Genomic DNA, 16,591 nt, shown 5'->3' with positions numbered 1-16,591 from the left:
GCGTGGCAAGGGAGGGCCTCGGCGGGGCGTCATCGCCGAAGCCGCAGAACCGGGCGGTCCGGTGGAGGTTGAAGGGATTTCGTCGCTGTAATCTCGTACCAGTCGTTGGGGCGAGCCTCGGCATCGTGCAGGTCGTCTCGGGCGATGGTGTATCGGATGTCTTCGAACCCCCAGTCACGCAACCGGTACAGCGCCGCCGCACGGCTGTCGCCCGACGATATCCCGGCGATTCCGGTCGAGACGAGGAGCTTACCGCCTGGTTTCAGCACCCGGTAGAGCTCGGGCACCGCATCCGGCAGGTACTGCGCCGGCACTCGTTCGTAGTAGATCTCATCGAATATTCCGCTCGGCAGCGCGGATAGGTCGCGGACATCGGCCAGCAGATCCGGGTGCGCATGCGGTCCCGCGTTGACGAAGACTTCGCCGGCCTCGGCCGGTCGGTAGAGATGGCCCCCGCCGACGACGAGGCGAGATCCGCCGGGAGCATTTCCGACATCGTTCAACAGTGCGGCCAGATCTGCCGTCGGCTCGTTGCGTACCGGCCCACGTGCTGCGGGTGCTCCTTCCCCGGCGAACGACGGGTAGTCCGGTCCCAGACGCCGGTGGTTCATATCGTCCATTTGGCGGAACTCGCGCCCGCGTTTCTCGCGAACGTCGCCGTGTTCCTGTTCCGGGGGTAGGCCGGCCTGCTCTCGGATCGTGCGGACGAGTCGGTCGGCTCGGTCCGCGGCGGCCGCTTGCTCTCTCGCTGCTCGGTGCAGCGCGCGCTGTTCGCTCATAGCGTCGGCGAGGTCGTCCAGTCGCACCGTCGCGTCACCGCGGCCCGTGAGGCCGAGTTCGCGCATGCTGTTGCGTAGATCGTTGGCCCAGAACGGATACACCTCGATTTCGATCGGCGGCTCACCTGCCCGCAGCTGAACAATCGCGGGTTCGAAGTCGGATTTCCCATTGTTCAGACGTGAATAGTTCACTCGGCCCGCATGTTTCAACTCGGCGTGAATGTTCTCAGCGGCAACATCCAGGTGCGCCGGATCGACATGGGGCGCCAGCGCTTTCGCCATCTGCAGGAACTGCTTGGGGCCGACTGCGAGGGCTGTGCCGTTACCGTCGTTGACCACGAGGTGGCGTACCGGGGCGATCGCATCGTGCAGCCACTGCGGCAGCGGTGGGGTCTCATGGATCGAGAACGAGAGCTCTCTGGTCCAGCCGGACTCGTCGTCCGGTCGTAATCTGCTGTCGAGACGGCCGTGTACAGCATCCCCGAGGACGGATTCCGGGTGCGGGACGGTCCCGGTGTCGAGAACCGAGATGTGCAGGACCCGATCGGCGCCGGTGCCGGTCTGCTCTGCGGTGACCCGGACCGGGCCATCGGTCGAATCGACTGCGTGAGCGACCGCATCGGCCAATGTGAGACCAGCGTCGTCGACTCGCCCGGGCGGCCAGCCGGGCATCTGCTCGCCGAGCCAGTCCCACGCAGCGGTTGCGGCAGCGTCTTCACCGAGTGCTCGCGGGACGGTGAATTCGCCCGGCGCGGACGCCTCGTGTGCATCGATTCGGTCGCTCGCCATCTCACCGGTGGGGTCGAGTTCGAGCCCAAGCTCCGAAAGGTCACCCAGGTCCGACAGATCGCCGAATTGGGAGAGGTCCGGTTCGCGTTCCGGGACCGGTTCGGAGCGGTCGAGTTCGAACCAGATCGACTTACTGCCGTCGGGGTGTTCGTCGATTCCGGTGTTGTGGCTGAGTTCGGCTCGTAGCAGGCCGCCGCGGGAGCTCTCCTTGTCCACGGCCGTCGGGTTGGCAGGATCGTATTCCGGCGGTAGTCCGGGGATGTGGTCGGTGACCGAGACCCGCAACCGGGGACCGCCCGGGCCGGGGCCGATTTCCGAACGATAGGAAACCGGCGGCCGTCCACTGGGGTTGAGGCCCACGGCGTTCTGATAGACCTCGGTATGGATCAGCTTGGCGGCGTCGATGTGGTCTTCGGGCCAGCCGGCCCGGTTCAATTGGGCCTCGAGGTGACCGCGTTCCTCACCGACTCGGCGCATGTACGGGAACCGCGGCTCCTCGGTGCCGAGTGCGGCCCGGTCGGGGAACGGGATGACCGGTTTGCCCTCGGCGTTGTGGGCGAGTGCCGGTGGCTTCTCGTCGAAGTACCAGACGGTCAGGGCGTGGCGCTCGGCGCCGGCCGTCTCGGTGACGGACAGGCGTAGCGAGCGATCACCGGTGGCGGGATCCGCGACGACCATCTCCGCACTGAGATCGATCGTTCCCTCGCCGGATTCGATTGCCCGGGTGACGGTCTCGGTGATCTCCGCAGCCCGGTGCGGACCTGTGTCCGGCCACCCGCGCAGCAGTTCGGAGACTGTGGCCGCCGCCTGAGTCCCGTGGTCGTGATCGCCTGCGGTAATGCCCGCCAGATCGACCCGGCGGGGGTCGTCGCCGCCGGACCACGACGCGGCGGGCGGCCCGTCCGGTGGATTGGTACCGCCGGCACCGCCGCTCGCAGGTGACCGCTCGCCGGGATCAGCTGCGGCGCGGTGTGTCTCGCGCCCAGGTGCCGGGTCGGGCGATTCGGCGGGGCGAACCCCACCGGACGGCGGGTGATCGGCCGTATCGACCGTCGACGCTTTCGGTGGCGCGCCGCCGGTCCCTGCGGGTTCGCGAGCTTCCGCTCTCGCTCCGGTTGCCGCAGGCGGCCGGGGGTCGGAGGCGAGACCGCGGTCCGGACCGGCGCTTCGGCCCGGCTGCGCCTTGGGCGTCGCGGTCTGCGGATCGTGATCTCCTGGACCGTTGCCCGCGGCTTCGCTGTGCATGGCGGTGCCGGGAGCGGTCTCCGGCCCAGCGGGTGTGCTGCCGTGCCCCTGCGGTCCGGGTGCGACAGCGCCATCGGTCGGCTGATGTGTCTGTGTAGCAGTCGATACGGTGGGTGGCTGCGGTTCCGCTGCGCCGGTCACGAAAGCGTTCGGCTCCGCGCCGGCCACGACGCCTGCCGGAACCGGTTCGTGCGCAGGTGGACTCGGTGCGCGGACGGTACTCGAGGAAACGGGCGAGGAGAGTTCGGCGGCACGGGAAACTGCGTCGCGCGGTCCGGATGCATCGAGCTGATCGTCACGTGACAGGCGGTCGGAACGAGCGCCCTCGGTGATGAGATCCGCCTTGGTCGGGGCTGGTTCGGGTCCGCCGGGGTGGGTCGGCACCGCGGGATCGGCGGCCACCGCGCCGACGGGCTGCCGGCGCAGGTGCTCTTTGTCCGAAGGCAGGGCGGTGTTGTGATCGAACGGATCCGGGCGCCGCGCCGAGCCGGATTCGGCGCCGGAGTCTCGTTCGGGCAGACGCGCGCCCGCCGTCGGCAGCTCTTCGGCGACCGCCGCCGCGACCCGCTGCCTGCCCGGTATAGACGGAGAATTCTGTGGGTGCTGCGCGGGGCCGGATGGCCGGTGATCGCCCGCACCGGGGACAACGGGCTCCTCGGCCCGGGCGGGTGTTCGGGACGAAGCGGCGAGAACCAGCGGTGCCGGATCTCGTCGATTGACGGCTGCGACGTTCTCGCGAGTCCCCCGGTCGACCCACCGAACTCGGGCCGGCGCACCAGACTCCGGTCGCGGTGTGCCGGGGACACCAGCAGGCATCGAACCCGGCGCGTGTCGCAGCGCTGCGCCGGCGGCTCCCAGGAAACCTCCCGCGAAACCTGGAATGATCCCCTCCGCGAAAGCCTGGCGCGTGAAGGCCTGACCGGTCGCCGCCAGCGAGACCACGGCGCCTGCCATCCCGCCGGCGACTCCGCCCGCTCCGCCGACGAATACCGTTCCACCGAGGTGCGCGAACAACCGTGCGGCCCGAGTGGCGGCAGCCTGACGCAAGCCTGCGGTGATGTTGCTGCCGAGATGCGGAGCCAGGCGGTCGAATGTCCGCGCCGCCGTGCGGCCGAACATGGCGGGTACGGGCGCGACCGCGTGACCGACGACAGCGCCGGCCGCGCCGCCGGCACCGCCTGCGATGATGGCCACTGCGGCCGACGCCGGATCGATGTCGTCTCGATGCCCCTGCATGATCTGCACGCCTTGCGCTGCCAGGTTGACGAGCCCGCCCTGGGCCATGCCGATGATCACCGCGTTGCGCGCGAGAACGAGAAGGCCTCGCTCGGCTGCGGCCTTGACGCCCGCGCCGGCCAGCCACATGAGCACCTTTTTGCGGAGTATTCCCAGCGCCGTCTCGGCCGCCATCCGGTCGGCAATTGCCAGCAGGCCCCCGCCGGCGGCGAAGGCGATCCCGTCTCGAATCAACTGTGCCGCCAGCACACCTGCGGTGAAGATGCAGACCAGCTTCTGGAATTCGATGCTGTTCGCACCCTCGTACAACTGCTTGGCCATGCTGTCGCAGTAGGTGGCCTGGTCACGCCAGGTGTCGGCCAATTCTGTGTGCTGTTGGGCGAACTGGTCGACGGTATGCCCGAGCCCGGCGGCCCGGATGGTGTGGGCCGCGGCGGTGTGCCGTTCGGCCATGGGACGGCACTGATCGGCGGTGTCGGCCCAGGCGTCGGCGCAGCGGCGCATCGCTGATTCGTCGCCGGTGGGAAAATGGCCCGCTACACAGGTCATCACCGGTTCGGGCAACCACGGTGGCAAGGTCAAGGTCACGGCGGGCGAACCTCGACCTCAGCGGGTTTCCGGTGACATCGCCCGGGATACCAGCAGACCGTGCAGCACACGTGCCGGCCCTTCGGACCCGGCGGTCAATTCCCCGGCGGCGAAGGCAACCGCCAACGCGCGCGAGGGCGCGAAAACGTTGCCCCGGAAGCAATCCGGGCCGAGCTGGGCGCGCCACAGCTTATAGCCGCGGACCACTCGCGCCAGGGATTCGTGCTGGACACCGTCGAGCCGCAGATACGCTCTGATCAGCGCGCGCTGGGCTTCCTTGCGAACAGGAGAGCCGCACGTCATTTCCAGAGCGGCGCCGAGTTCGCGCACCATGGCGGCGAACAGCGGCCGCTCTCGGTAGATCGCCGCCTGCCCGGCCGTAGGTGGTGGGGTGAGCAGGAGGGGATCGACAGCGGCAGCTCGGCTCACCGTGATCCACGGCTCGGCGTGCGCAGCGTGCGTTACGGGAGCGCGGTTCTCGACTTCGCAGTATGGTTCGGCGCTACTCGTGATTTCGAGTCCGCGCAGGTGAACCGGGTATCTGGCCCGGATGACATCGAGTGCGGCCGCGATCTCGCGCACGGTATCCGCGGAGACGCCGCCCGAATCGAATCCGAGAATATCGAGACCGTGCCTGGCCGCCATGTCCTGTGCGAGCTCCGACGCCGCGGCAGCGGCGGTGCGCGGACTTGCGGGTGCAGATCGGCGACGGCGTGGAGCGTTCGGTCGTGGCGCGCCGCCCCGCTTCGGTGCCGGCTTTTCGGGGCCGGCGGGGCGGTCGGTAGTTCGCGGCGATGCTACCCGTGGTGGTGTGGTGTTGCCCGGCGTCGCGGGTGCGTCGGTGGCGCCGGGTGCGCCCGTCCAGGGTGTGCCGGCAGTGTTTCGCGCCCACGGGGTCTCCACCCGCGACGGCGTGGAGGTCTTCTGCTGCGCAGCGGTGGTGGCCGAAGATGGAGGCGCCGGCGCTGTCGCAGGTGCCGGAGTAGAAGACTGTGGCTGCGCGTCTGCGTCCGCGTGTCCGGTCGCCGGGGGAGTCCGAATGCCGGGCGCAGCCGGGGAGGATTCGCTGCCGTCCGTGGCGGGAGTCGGCCAGCCGGTGGACCGTGCCGCGGCATCAGGCATCCGCGTCAGACCGTCGGACGAGGGCCCCTGATCGACCGCCGCCCCATCAGGGCGTCGACCCTCATGGGGCGCGGGCGGGCCCGGCAACTCGCTGGAAACGGGATGCGACGGCGCGGAACCGAACGGCGTAGTCGGTGCGGTGACGGGTACATCGAATCCCGGTGCAGCGTTCGGCGCACCCGAGCGTTGCACCGCCCGTGCGCTGCTCACATCGTTGTCTTCGAAGGCATCCGCCGCCTCGGCGGCATTTTTACGCAATGCGCGCAGGTTCCCGGTGAGATTCTCGAGTCCTTCGAGGCCGCGTTCGGCGTCGGGCACATACGTGTGCGCGAAGGTCTTTCCGGGCTCATCCGCACCCCAGCAGTGCCCTTCGTGTTCGAGCGCCGACCGTAGCGCGGACGTGATCAGGGCGGCCTCGTCGGCCAGTCGTTCCAGTTCCGCGGCCGAAGCGCGCAACTCGGCGGGGTTCACCGACAGTGACTGGTCCACGCCGATCTCCCTCGTCGTCGCACGGCGAGTCGCGTGGTGTCGGCTGTGGAGGCGTTCGCCGGCGTTCACGCCTCTCGACAGCGGGCGGTACCCGATTATGACCTGTCAACTGGTTGGGCACGATCCAGGACTATTCCCTGTCCTGGGAGGTGTGTAGCCGAACCGGAAATGCCGGGCCGGAAAGACATTACGGGTGGCCTCCGCGAGGGAGACCACCCGTAATGTGTTGGCGCGTAACGCTTTACAGCGGAATGTTCTTGTTGTGGCTGGGCTGGGCCGGGGCCGAAGCCAGCGCGGCGGCGATGGTGGACCGGGTCTTGGCCGGGTCGATGACCTCGTCCACGACGCCGAGGGACAGGGCCCGTCCGACTCCGCCGGCGATGGTCTCGTGTTCGGCGGTGAGGCGCTCGATCAGGGCCTCACGCTCCTCTTCGGGGGCCTTCGCGATGGCCTTCTTGTGCAGGATGCCGACCGCGGCCTTGGCGCCCATCACGGCCACCTCGGACTCCGGCCAGGCATACACGGCGGTGGCGCCCAGCGAGCGGGCGTTCATCGCGATGTAGGCGCCGCCGTAGATCTTCCGGGTCACCAGCGTGACGCGCGGGACGCGAGCCTCGGCGAAGGCGTGCAGCAGCTTCGCGCCGCGGCGCACCACGCCCTCCCATTCCATGCCGACACCGGGCAGGTAGCCGGGCACGTCGGTGACGACGACCAGCGGGATGCCGAAGGAGTTGCACAGGCGCACGAAACGCGCTGCCTTCTCGGCGGATTCGCTGGTGAGGCAGCCGCCCATGCGCAGCGGGTTGTTGGCGAGGACGCCGACCGTGCGACCGCCGAGGCGGCCCAGGCCGGTGACGATGCTGCGGGCGTAACCGCCCTGCATCTCCTCGAAGGAGGATTCGTCGTTGCCGTCCGGCGAGGGGATCTTGTCGAGCAGCTCGCGCACGACCGGCTTGACGTCGTAGGCGCGCTTGGCCGACTCCGGCAGCATCGCCTTGAGGTCCACATCGCCGTGCGCGGCGGCGGACAGGTCGAATTCGCCCTGTTCGGCGAACATCGAGACCAGGCGGCGGCCGCGGTGCATCGCGTCGTTCTCGTCGTCGGCGACGATATGGCACACACCGGACTTCTTGCCGTGGGTCTCGGGCCCACCGAGGGTGGCCATGTCGACGTTCTCGCCGGTGACCGACTTGACGACATCCGGTCCGGTGACGAAGACGCGGCCCTCGGGCGCCATGATCACGACGTCGGTCAGAGCGGGGCCGTACGCGGCGCCGCCGGCGGCGAAGCCGACCACCACCGAAATCTGGGGGACCAGGCCCGAGGCGCGCACCATGGCCTCGAAGACGGTGCCGACCGCGTGCAGTGCCTCGACACCCTCGGCCAGGCGGGCGCCGCCCGAATGCCAGATGCCGACGACGGGGATCCGGGAATCGATGGCGGTATCGATCGCGTCCACGATGTGCTTGCACCCGTCGACACCCATGGCGCCGCCCATCACGGTGGCGTCGGAGCAGTACGCGACGGTGCGAACGCCGTCGACCTCGCCGATGGCGGCCAGCACGCCGGACTTGTCGCGGGGGTGGAGCGGAAGAACGGTTCCGGGATCGAAGAAGCGCTGCAACCGACCCAGCGGATCACGGGGATCGGTCGTGGCATCCGCCTGCGCGGGGGCCATGATGGTCATCGCGGTCTCTCCTCGATGGAATGTGGAGTCGCTGACGCGGCTGCGAAAGATGAAAAATCCCGGTGGGGCTTTTCGACGAGGGGATCTGCCTTGGCCGAAAAGCCCCACCGGGTTCGCTGAAGTTGTCGACAGTACGTTGTCGACGAGTCGGATCAGTACCGTCCGAAGGCCAGCGCCACGTTGTGGCCGCCGAAACCGAACGAGTTGTTGATCGCGTACTCGATGTCCTGGCGACGGGCCTCACCGTGCACGACATCCAGGTCGATCTCCGGGTCCTGGTTCTCCAGGTTCAGCGTGGGCGGAACGATGCCGTCGCGAATGCTGAGCACTGTGAGCACCGACTCGAGGGCACCCACGGCGCCGATCGAGTGGCCCAGGGCGGACTTGGGCGCGTAGACCGAGGCGTGCTTGCCCACGGCCCTGTAAATCGCGTTCGCTTCCGCGGTGTCCCCGATCGGGGTGGCGGTCGCGTGCGCGTTGATGTGCGTGATGTCGGACTTCGACAGTCCGGCGGTCTGCATGGCGCGCTCCATGGCGCGCGCCGCACCGGCACCCGTGGGATCCGGGGCGACCAGGTGGAAGCCGTCGGAAGTGATGCCGGCACCCAGCAGGCGAGCGTGGATGGTGGCCCCGCGTGCCTTGGCGTGCTCTTCGGTCTCGACGACCATCAGTGCACCGGCCTCGCCGAAGACGAAGCCGTCACGATCCTTGTCGAACGGCCGCGACGCGCCCTTGGGGTCGTCGTTGCGGGTGCTCATCGCGCGCATCATGGAGAACGCGGCGATCGGCACGTCGGAGATGTAGCCCTCGACACCGCCGGTGACGACCATGTCGGCGTCGCCCATGACGATCATCCGCCACGCGTTGGCGATGCCCTCGGATCCCGACGAACATGCCGAGACCGGGGTGACCACTCCCGCCTTGGCCCCCAGTTCGAGGCCCACGACAGCGGACGGCCCGTTCGGCATGACCATCTGAACGGCCAGCGGCGAGATCTTGCGGTAGCCGCCGTTCTTCAGCTTGTCCACCGAGTCGATGAGCGCGTCGCCGCCGCCGAGACCGGTGCCGATCGACACGGCCAGGCGCTCGGGGTCGACCTCGGGGCTGCCGGCGTTCTTCCACACCTCGCGCCCCAGCACCATCGCCAGCCGCTCGACATAGGCCATGCGGCGGATCTCGACCCGGCTGAGCAGGGTGTCCGGCGAAACCTTCAGGTGGCCGCCGATGCGAACCGGGAGGTCGTATTCCTCGATGAAGGAATCCTCGAGAACGTCGATGCCGCTCTCGCCGTTGAGGAGTCCCTTCCACGTCGCATCGACGTCACCCGCGATCGACGTGGTCGCCGCCATGCTGGTGACGACGACGTTCGGGAAGTTCCCGTTCAAAGTGGAAGGAGTGGTCACGGTGTCGGCCTTACTGGGCGTCGAACTTGGCCTTGAGCTCAGCGGCCGCGTCGGAGTTCTCGGCCTCGAGCTTCTGGATGTAGGAGACGGCGTCACCCACGGTCTTGAGGCTGGCAAGATCCTCGTCGGGGATCTTCACGCCGTACTTGTCCTCGGTCTGCACGGCGATCTCGACCATCGACAGCGAGTCGATGTCCAGGTCATCGACGAAAGACTTCTCGATCGTCACCTCGGAGGGCTCGATGCCGGTCACCTCTTCGATGATCTTGCCGAGCTCTTCGACGATCTGTTCCTGGGTCAGAGCGGCCACTTGGTGGCTCCCTTCTTGTTCTTTCGTTGGTCCGACGTGAATCGGAGGTCCCGATTATTTCTTCGGTACGAGGTGGACGAATGTTTCGTCCTGCTCGCTCACGGTCGCGTCACTGCGAGCCGCGAGGAAAGCTAGCCGGTTGCCGAGAGCTCGACAAACGCGGGGATGTTCTCGGGGGTCTTCAGCGCCAGATTCGGGGTGCCCTTGAGCTCCCGCTTGGCGATGCCGACCAGGGTTCCGGCCGGCGGCAACTCGGCCACCGCGGAAACCCCTGCCGCGCGAACGGTTTCGGTGCACAGATCCCACCGGACGGGCCGGGTCACCTGTGCCGCCAGCTTCTCGATGGCGTCTTTGCCCGAGTCGACCGGCTTGCCGTCGTAGTTCGACAGCAGGGTACGGGTCGGCTCACCGGGGACCATCTGGGAGATGGCTTCGGCCACGGCGTCCTGGGCGGGTGCCATGAACGCGGTGTGGAAGGCCCCGGCGACGGGCAGCGCGCGAATCCGCGCCTTTTCCGGCGGGTTCGCGGCCAGTTCCGCCAGCGCATCCAGCCGGCCCGCCGCCACGATCTGGCCGACCGCGTTGCGGTTGGCCGGGACCAGGTCGAGTTCGGCGAGCCGGTCGAGCACGGCGGCTTCGTCGCCACCGAGCACGGCGGACATGCCGGTCGGAACCAGCGCACACGCCTTGGCCATCTCCGCACCGCGAATCGCGGCCAGTTTCACCGCGTCGTCGGGAGAGACGACACCGGCGACGGCTGCGGCGGCGAGCTCGCCGACCGAATGTCCGGCGACGATGGTATCCGCCGGGACCGCTTCGTGCGGAATCTCGGCGAAAGCCAGCAGCGCGGCGGCGACGACCAGCGGCTGGGTCACCGCGGTATCGGTGATCTCCTCCGCGGTGGCGGTGGTGCCGAGGCGGAGCAGATCCAGGCCGGAGGCCTTGGACCACAGTTCGAGGCGGTCACGCGCGCCGGGAAGATCGAGCCATGGCGCGAGCATGCCGGGTGTCTGAGAGCCCTGTCCAGGGGCGAACAACGCGATCACGCCTCTAACAAAACACTGTGAGGGGGGTCCGTGGAGATGTCGGCGCCGATGATGTTTGAGCGACGCTTTTGTGTGGACCCCACAAAACGGCACGTGGGTCGAGGCGATCGACAGCGCCCCGATGTCCGTTACAGGCGATCTTCGTAGAAAGTTGCCTGCGAGTCTTCTGAGGCAGGTGTAGACGATTCGTTACGCATTCGTGTCAAACGACCCACTGTTGCCGCGATTCGGAGCACATAGGCGTCACGAGGATTCATCGGATCCCGGCCGGTGACCTCGGCGATGCGCTTGAGCCGATAGCGGACCGTATTTGGATGAACGAACAGCTGCCGGGCGCAAGTCTCGACCGCTCCACCGCAATCGAGGTAGGCGTCGAGAGTGTCCGACAAGGCCGACCCGGCGGCGGCCAACGGTAGCACAAGATACTCGTTGAGAGCGTCGACCGCAGCCCGATCGCCGAGCAGGGCTCGCTCGGGCAGAAGTTCGGAGGCGTGCACCGGCCGCGGCGCCGCCCGCCAGCCCACCACGGCCTCCATTCCGGCCATCGCCTCCACCGCGCTGACGTGCGCCGCCGACAGCGTGCGCATGGTCGGGCCGATCACCACGGGCCCCTCGGAGAACGCCTCGGCGAGCAGATCCATCAGGAACGGCGAGGGGTAGCCGGTATCGCCGAGATTGCCGCTGACCACCATCACCAGCCGCGAACCCTGCACCACCGCGAGCGCCGCGCGGCCGTGCCGGGCGGCGACGACGTGCACCGAACTCACCACGGCCACTTGATCTTTCGGTGGTGTGCCGACCAGCACCGTCGCGGCGGCGGTGGCATCCCAGTTCAATGTGGCGGCGCGCGAGAGCATTTCGGCGCCGGTGTCACCACGCACCACGGCGTCGACCACCAGCGCCTCCAGGCGGGTGTCCCAGGCGCCGCGGGATTCGGCCGCGGAGGCGTAGACCGACGCCGCGGCGAAACCGAGTTCGCGGCCGTAGCGCAGCACCGCCTCGGTGAGTGCCACCAGCTGGCGGTCGTTGCGGGCCAGCGCCGGCAGCCACTGCTCGAAGAACTCCATCGCGACCCGGACCATGTCGACGGTCTGCCGCAAGGTCAGCCGGCGGGCCAGGTCCTGCGGAATCACCTGGAACGCGTCGAGGCTGAAACGGATATCGCTTTCCGGATCCTGCAACCACTCCAGGAAATTGACCACCGCTGTCTGCACCAGCATCTGCACGCCCGCGCGCTGGGCGGCATCCAGATCGCCGAAGAACGGTAGCCGGTCCTCCATCGAGGCGATCGCCTCGGTGGACAGCCGCCCGGAGAACTGCTTCACCCGTTTCAGCAGGGTGTCCGGCAGCGGATCGCGGGTTTGCCGATTGGGGGACAGCGCCCCGGTCGGCAGATAGACCTCGTGCTCGGACGACCCCTCGGAAACCCGGCGAGGCCGCGGCGGTTTACGTTCCACTGTTCAATATTCCGTCATCGCGCTGTCGGTCTCCGCAACCCCCCGGTAGGGGCGCGATTCGCGCCCCTACCGGAACGGTCACGCGAGCTGTTCTTCGCTGCTCATCGATTTCGGCGCGGCGTCGACGTCGTCGATGCGGTAGCGGGTTGCGGCCTGCGCGACCACCGACGGATCGACCCCGCCGGTGCGTCCCAGGGCCTCCAGCGCCGCCAGCGCGATGGATTGGGCGTCGACGTTGAACACCCGCCGCGCCGCCTGCCGGGTGTCGGAGAACCCGAATCCGTCGGTGCCCAGCGTGGTGTAGTCACCGGGGACCCATTTGCGGATCTGGTCCGGCACCGCGCGCATCCAGTCCGAGGCCGCCACGAACGGCCCCTGCGCCTGCGACAGCACTCGCGTGATGTACGGCGCGTCGGTTCCGGCATCCGGATGCCGCAGCGTGTGGATCTCCTTGGCCAGCGCCTCCCGGCGCAGCTCGCTCCACGAGGTCACCGACCACACGTCCGCCTGCACACCCCAGTCCTCGGCCAGCAGTTCCTGCGCGCGCAGGCCGTCGGGCAGCGTCACACCCGCGACCAGGATCTGGGCGCGCACGTCACCCTCGCCGCCCCGGCGGTACAGGTAGATGCCCTTCAGCAGGCCCTCGACGTCGAGGTCGTCCGGCTCGGCCGGCTGCTGATACGGCTCGTTGTAGAGGGTGATGTAGTAGAAGACGTTCTCGCCGCCGAAGACGTCGTCCTTCATCACCGGATGGGTCCCGGGCATCTCGGAGGCGAGGGTTCCGCCCGGACCGAGCTGCGCTCGCCCGCCCCCGTACATCCGTCGCAGGCCGTCGCGCACGATGTGGGCGATCTCGAAGGCGAACGCCGGATCGTAGGCGACCACCGCCGGATTGGTGGAGGCCAGCAGCAGCGAATGGCCGTCGTTGTGCTGCAACCCCTCACCGGTCAGCGTGGTGCGCCCGGCGGTCGCGCCGAGTACGAAGCCGCGGGCCAGCTGGTCGGCGGCCGCCCACAGGCCGTCGCCGGTGCGCTGGAACCCGAACATCGAATAGAAGATGTAGAGCGGGATCATCGGCTCGCCGTGGGTGGCGTACGACGTGCCGGCCGCGGTGAACGATGCGGTCGATCCGGCCTCGTTGATGCCCTCGTGCAGAATCTGGCCCACTTGACTTTCTTTGTAGGCCAGCATCAATTCCGCGTCGACGGAGGTGTACAACTGCCCGTTGCGGTTGTAGATCTTCAACGACGGGAACCACGAGTCCATACCGAAGGTGCGGGCCTCGTCCGGGATGATCGGCACGATGCGCTTGCCGATCTCCTTGTCGCGCAACAGTTCCTTCATCAGCCGCACGAACGCCATGGTGGTCGCGACGTTCTGCTTGCCCGAACCCTTGCGCACCGAGGCGTAGGGCGCGTCGCCGGGCAGCTGCAAAGGCTTTGCCGCCGAACGCCGTTCGGGCAGGAAGCCACCCAGGGCGCGGCGGCGGTCCAGCATGTAGCCGATCTCGTGCGAATCCATGCCCGGGTGGTAGTACGGGGGCAGATACGGATCGGCCTCGAGCTGGGCGTCGGTGATCGGAATGCGCTGCACGTCGCGGAACGCCTTCAGATCGTCGAGCGTCATCTTCTTCATCTGGTGCGTCGCGTTGCGCGCCTCGAAGTGTTTGCCCAGGCCGTAACCCTTGATGGTCTTGGCCAGGATCACCGTCGGCTTGCCCTGATGCGCCAGCGCCGCGGCGTAGGCCGCGTAGATCTTGCGGTAGTCGTGGCCACCGCGCTTGAGGTTCCAGACCTGCTGATCGGTCAGATCCTTGACCAGATCCTTGGTGCGCGGATCGCGGCCGAAGAAGTGCTCGCGCACGTAGGCGCCGTCGTTGGCCTTGTAGGTCTGGTAGTCGCCGTCCGGGGTGGAGTTCATCAGGTTGACCAGCGCGCCGTCGCGGTCGGCGCCCAGCAGCGCGTCCCACTCCCGGCCCCAGATCACCTTGATGACGTTCCAGCCGGCGCCGCGGAAGAACGACTCCAGCTCCTGGATGATCTTGCCGTTACCGCGGACCGGGCCGTCGAGCCGCTGCAGGTTGCAGTTGATGACGAAGGTCAGATTGTCCAGACCCTCCAGCGCCGCCACATGGGCCAGGCCGCGCGATTCCGCCTCGTCCATCTCGCCGTCGCCGAGGAAGGCCCACACGTGCTGATCGGAGGTGTCCTTGATCCCGCGATCGTGCAGGTAATGGTTGAAGCGCGCCTGGTAGATGGCGTTCATCGGGCCCAAGCCCATGGAGACCGTGGGGAATTCCCAGAAATCGGGCATCAGTCGCGGGTGCGGATACGACGACAGCCCGTGGCCCGGACCGCCGTGGCTGTATTCCTGGCGGAACCCGTCGAGCTGATCCTCGGTCAGCCGGCCCTCGAGGAAGGCGCGGGCGTAGATGCCGGGGGAGGCGTGGCCCTGGATGAAGATCTGGTCGCCGCCGCCGGGATGGTTCTTGCCACGGAAGAAGTGGTTGAAGCCGACCTCGTACAGCGCCGCGGACGACGCGTAGGTCGAAATATGGCCGCCCACACCGATTCCCGGCCGTTGCGCGCGATGCACCATGACCGCGGCGTTCCAGCGGATCCAGGCGCGGTAGCGGCGCTCGACCTCTTCGTCGCCGGGGAACCACGGCTCGTTCTCGGTGGGGATGGTGTTGACGTAATCGGTGGAGGTCAACGACGGGATGGTGACGTGACGTTCACCGGCGCGCTCCAGCAGGCGCAGCATCAGATAGCGTGCGCGGCCGGGGCCCTCGCGCTCGAGCATCTCGTCGAAGGAGTCGAGCCACTCGCTCGTCTCCTCCGGGTCGATGTCCGGTAGATATGACGCCACCCCCTCGCGGATCACACGCACACGCGCACCGGCCGGGCGGGCGGGCGCCGACTGGTGGTCGGCGGAACCGTTGGCGCTCGTCGGCTCGGGGTCGGATGCAGAACTTGACGAAATCGGGTGCATCAGGTCGGTCAAAATCAATGCTCCTCGTACAGGGGGTGGACAAGCTGATGGCTCTAACCCCGGGCAGCACCGCTGGTGTGCGGGCCGTCCGTCGCTCACGGTTTGGGGCGCACCTCACATCCTTGTCGATGATGCGTCCCAGGTCATCATGTCAGCCGTAAATCCAGTACCGTTCGCTAGGCTGTGACGCTCGTTGCAGCGAACTCGCCACAAGACATTCTTTCGACTGCTCGAGAAGCGGGGAGGACGATGAAACTGCTGAACCCACGTGGGTTCGGACTGACGTGCGCGACCTTGGCGGTCGGCACCGGACTCGTGGTGGCAGGATGCTCTACCGCTGTCCACGGTACCGCGACCGTGAACCAGGCGGACGCGGCCGCGTTCCGGACCGAGATGGCAGCGTCCTCGGCCGCGGCCACCTCGTCGAAAAAGGCTGCCGCGCAGACGAAAGCCGTCGCCGACAACTGCACACCGTTCCGTGACACCACCGGTGCCGCGGTGACGAAGTACAACGACTTCGTCGACGCGCACGATGCGAACGCCCCCGACCAGGACGCCAAGCGCGATTCCGCCGCGCAGACCCTCGAGGACGCCGCGCGGACCGTGGAGGGGCGGGTCACCGCCGCCGGCGACGCGTTACCCCCGGATCTCGCGCAGAAGCTCACCGAATACGTGAACGCCGCCCGCGGTCTGGCCGGCGAATCCCGCAAGATGACCTACACCTCACCGGTCGGCACGCTCAACGACGCGAGTAAGCGAGTCAACGACGCGCTGAACGCGGTGCGGACCGCATGCCCGGCGCGATAGCCGGGAAACGGATGTCCCGGGGCCGCTCAGGGCGTTGCGAACCGCCTCTGCGGGCTTCGCCCCGGGGCATGCATCCGCGACATTTCGGAGGCTATTTGGGCGGATCGGCTTGCGTTGCGGCCGATAACCATGTTCGCTTGCAACTATCTGTTGTCGGGAGTTGAGGAGGACACCACCGTGGTCGCCGCGGCGGACGCGCAGAACTACGCTCAGAAGCTTGGCATTGCCCACGGCATGGCGGTTCAGGAATTGGGCTGGGACGAGGACACCGCAGACGAGTTGAGGGCGTCTGTCGAGGACGCGATCGGCTCCGAGCTACTCGACGAGGACACCGACGAGGTGATCGACGTCGTACTGCTGTGGTGGCGCGACGGAGACGGGGACCTGGTCGACGAGCTGATGGATGCCATCGGTCCGCTCGCCGAGGACGGTGTCGTGTGGGTACTCACCCCCAAGACCGGTCAGCCCGGCCATGTCGACCCCAGCGAGATCGCCGAATCCGCCCCCACCGCGGGGTTGACGTCGACCACACCGGTCAGCCTCGGCACCTGGACCGGCACCAAGCTGATGCAGCCCAAGACGCCCTCGAAGCAGCGCTGATCCACCGCGTGACTATTGTTTCGCACGGGCGGCCGCCGAGTA

Annotated in this window: 10 protein-coding genes; 2 read left to right on the top strand and 8 right to left on the bottom strand. The window is 68.0% G+C overall.

Annotation, left to right across the window (positions count from 1 at the left end; all coding sequences use genetic code 11):
• Positions 1-29: 29 nt before the first annotated feature.
• The 8 genes from NN2_RS06545 to aceE all read right to left on the bottom strand — a co-directional run bounded on the left by NN2_RS06545 (position 30) and on the right by aceE (position 15,154).
• Positions 30-4,637, bottom strand: a complete 4,608-nt coding sequence (locus NN2_RS06545) for a WXG100-like domain-containing protein (RefSeq protein ID WP_063011318.1) — start codon at positions 4,635-4,637, stop codon at positions 30-32.
• An 18-nt stretch (positions 4,638-4,655) separates the two neighbouring features.
• Positions 4,656-6,248 (bottom strand): hypothetical protein, encoded by a 1,593-nt coding sequence (locus tag NN2_RS36955; RefSeq protein ID WP_156511235.1) that lies wholly within the window; start codon positions 6,246-6,248, stop codon positions 4,656-4,658.
• A gap of 241 nt (positions 6,249-6,489) precedes the next feature.
• Positions 6,490-7,935, bottom strand: a complete 1,446-nt coding sequence (locus NN2_RS06530; RefSeq protein ID WP_063011312.1) for an acyl-CoA carboxylase subunit beta — start codon at positions 7,933-7,935, stop codon at positions 6,490-6,492.
• 152 nt (positions 7,936-8,087) lie between these two features.
• Positions 8,088-9,338 carry a KasA/KasB family beta-ketoacyl-ACP synthase gene (locus NN2_RS06525; RefSeq protein WP_063011310.1) on the bottom strand — a complete coding sequence of 417 codons (1,251 nt, stop codon included), beginning with the start codon at positions 9,336-9,338 and terminating at the stop codon, positions 8,088-8,090.
• 10 nt (positions 9,339-9,348) lie between these two features.
• Entirely contained in the window at positions 9,349-9,648 is a 300-nt protein-coding gene (gene acpM / locus NN2_RS06520; protein WP_030518485.1) for a meromycolate extension acyl carrier protein AcpM, read from the bottom strand.
• Positions 9,649-9,779: 131 nt separating this feature from the next.
• Positions 9,780-10,694: an ACP S-malonyltransferase gene (locus NN2_RS06515; protein ID WP_030518486.1), complete on the bottom strand. Its 915-nt coding sequence runs from the start codon at positions 10,692-10,694 to the stop codon at positions 9,780-9,782.
• 128 nt (positions 10,695-10,822) lie between these two features.
• The gene (locus NN2_RS06510; protein WP_104362950.1) at positions 10,823-12,088 is read right to left on the bottom strand and encodes a PucR family transcriptional regulator; all 1,266 of its coding nucleotides are present in this window, start codon (positions 12,086-12,088) and stop codon (positions 10,823-10,825) included.
• A 141-nt stretch (positions 12,089-12,229) separates the two neighbouring features.
• Complete coding sequence (gene aceE / locus NN2_RS06505; protein ID WP_063011306.1) at positions 12,230-15,154, bottom strand: pyruvate dehydrogenase (acetyl-transferring), homodimeric type; 2,925 nt, start codon at positions 15,152-15,154, stop codon at positions 12,230-12,232.
• Between the two features lie 237 nt (positions 15,155-15,391).
• On the opposite strand from aceE, the gene NN2_RS06500 reads away from it, so the two are divergent.
• A complete protein-coding gene (locus tag NN2_RS06500; protein WP_063011304.1) occupies positions 15,392-15,949 on the top strand; it encodes an Rv2240c family protein in 558 nt (185 codons plus the stop codon).
• A 177-nt stretch (positions 15,950-16,126) separates the two neighbouring features.
• Positions 16,127-16,549 (top strand): DUF3052 domain-containing protein, encoded by a 423-nt coding sequence (locus NN2_RS06495; protein WP_030518770.1) that lies wholly within the window; start codon positions 16,127-16,129, stop codon positions 16,547-16,549.
• Positions 16,550-16,591 lie beyond the last annotated feature (42 nt).

This window comes from Nocardia nova NBRC 15556, from assembly GCF_001613005.1.
GTDB classification, from domain to species: Bacteria; Actinomycetota; Actinomycetes; order Mycobacteriales; family Mycobacteriaceae; genus Nocardia; species Nocardia nova.
The sequence above is the reverse complement of the archived record's forward strand: the minus strand, read 5'-3'. Positions and strand labels throughout refer to the sequence as shown.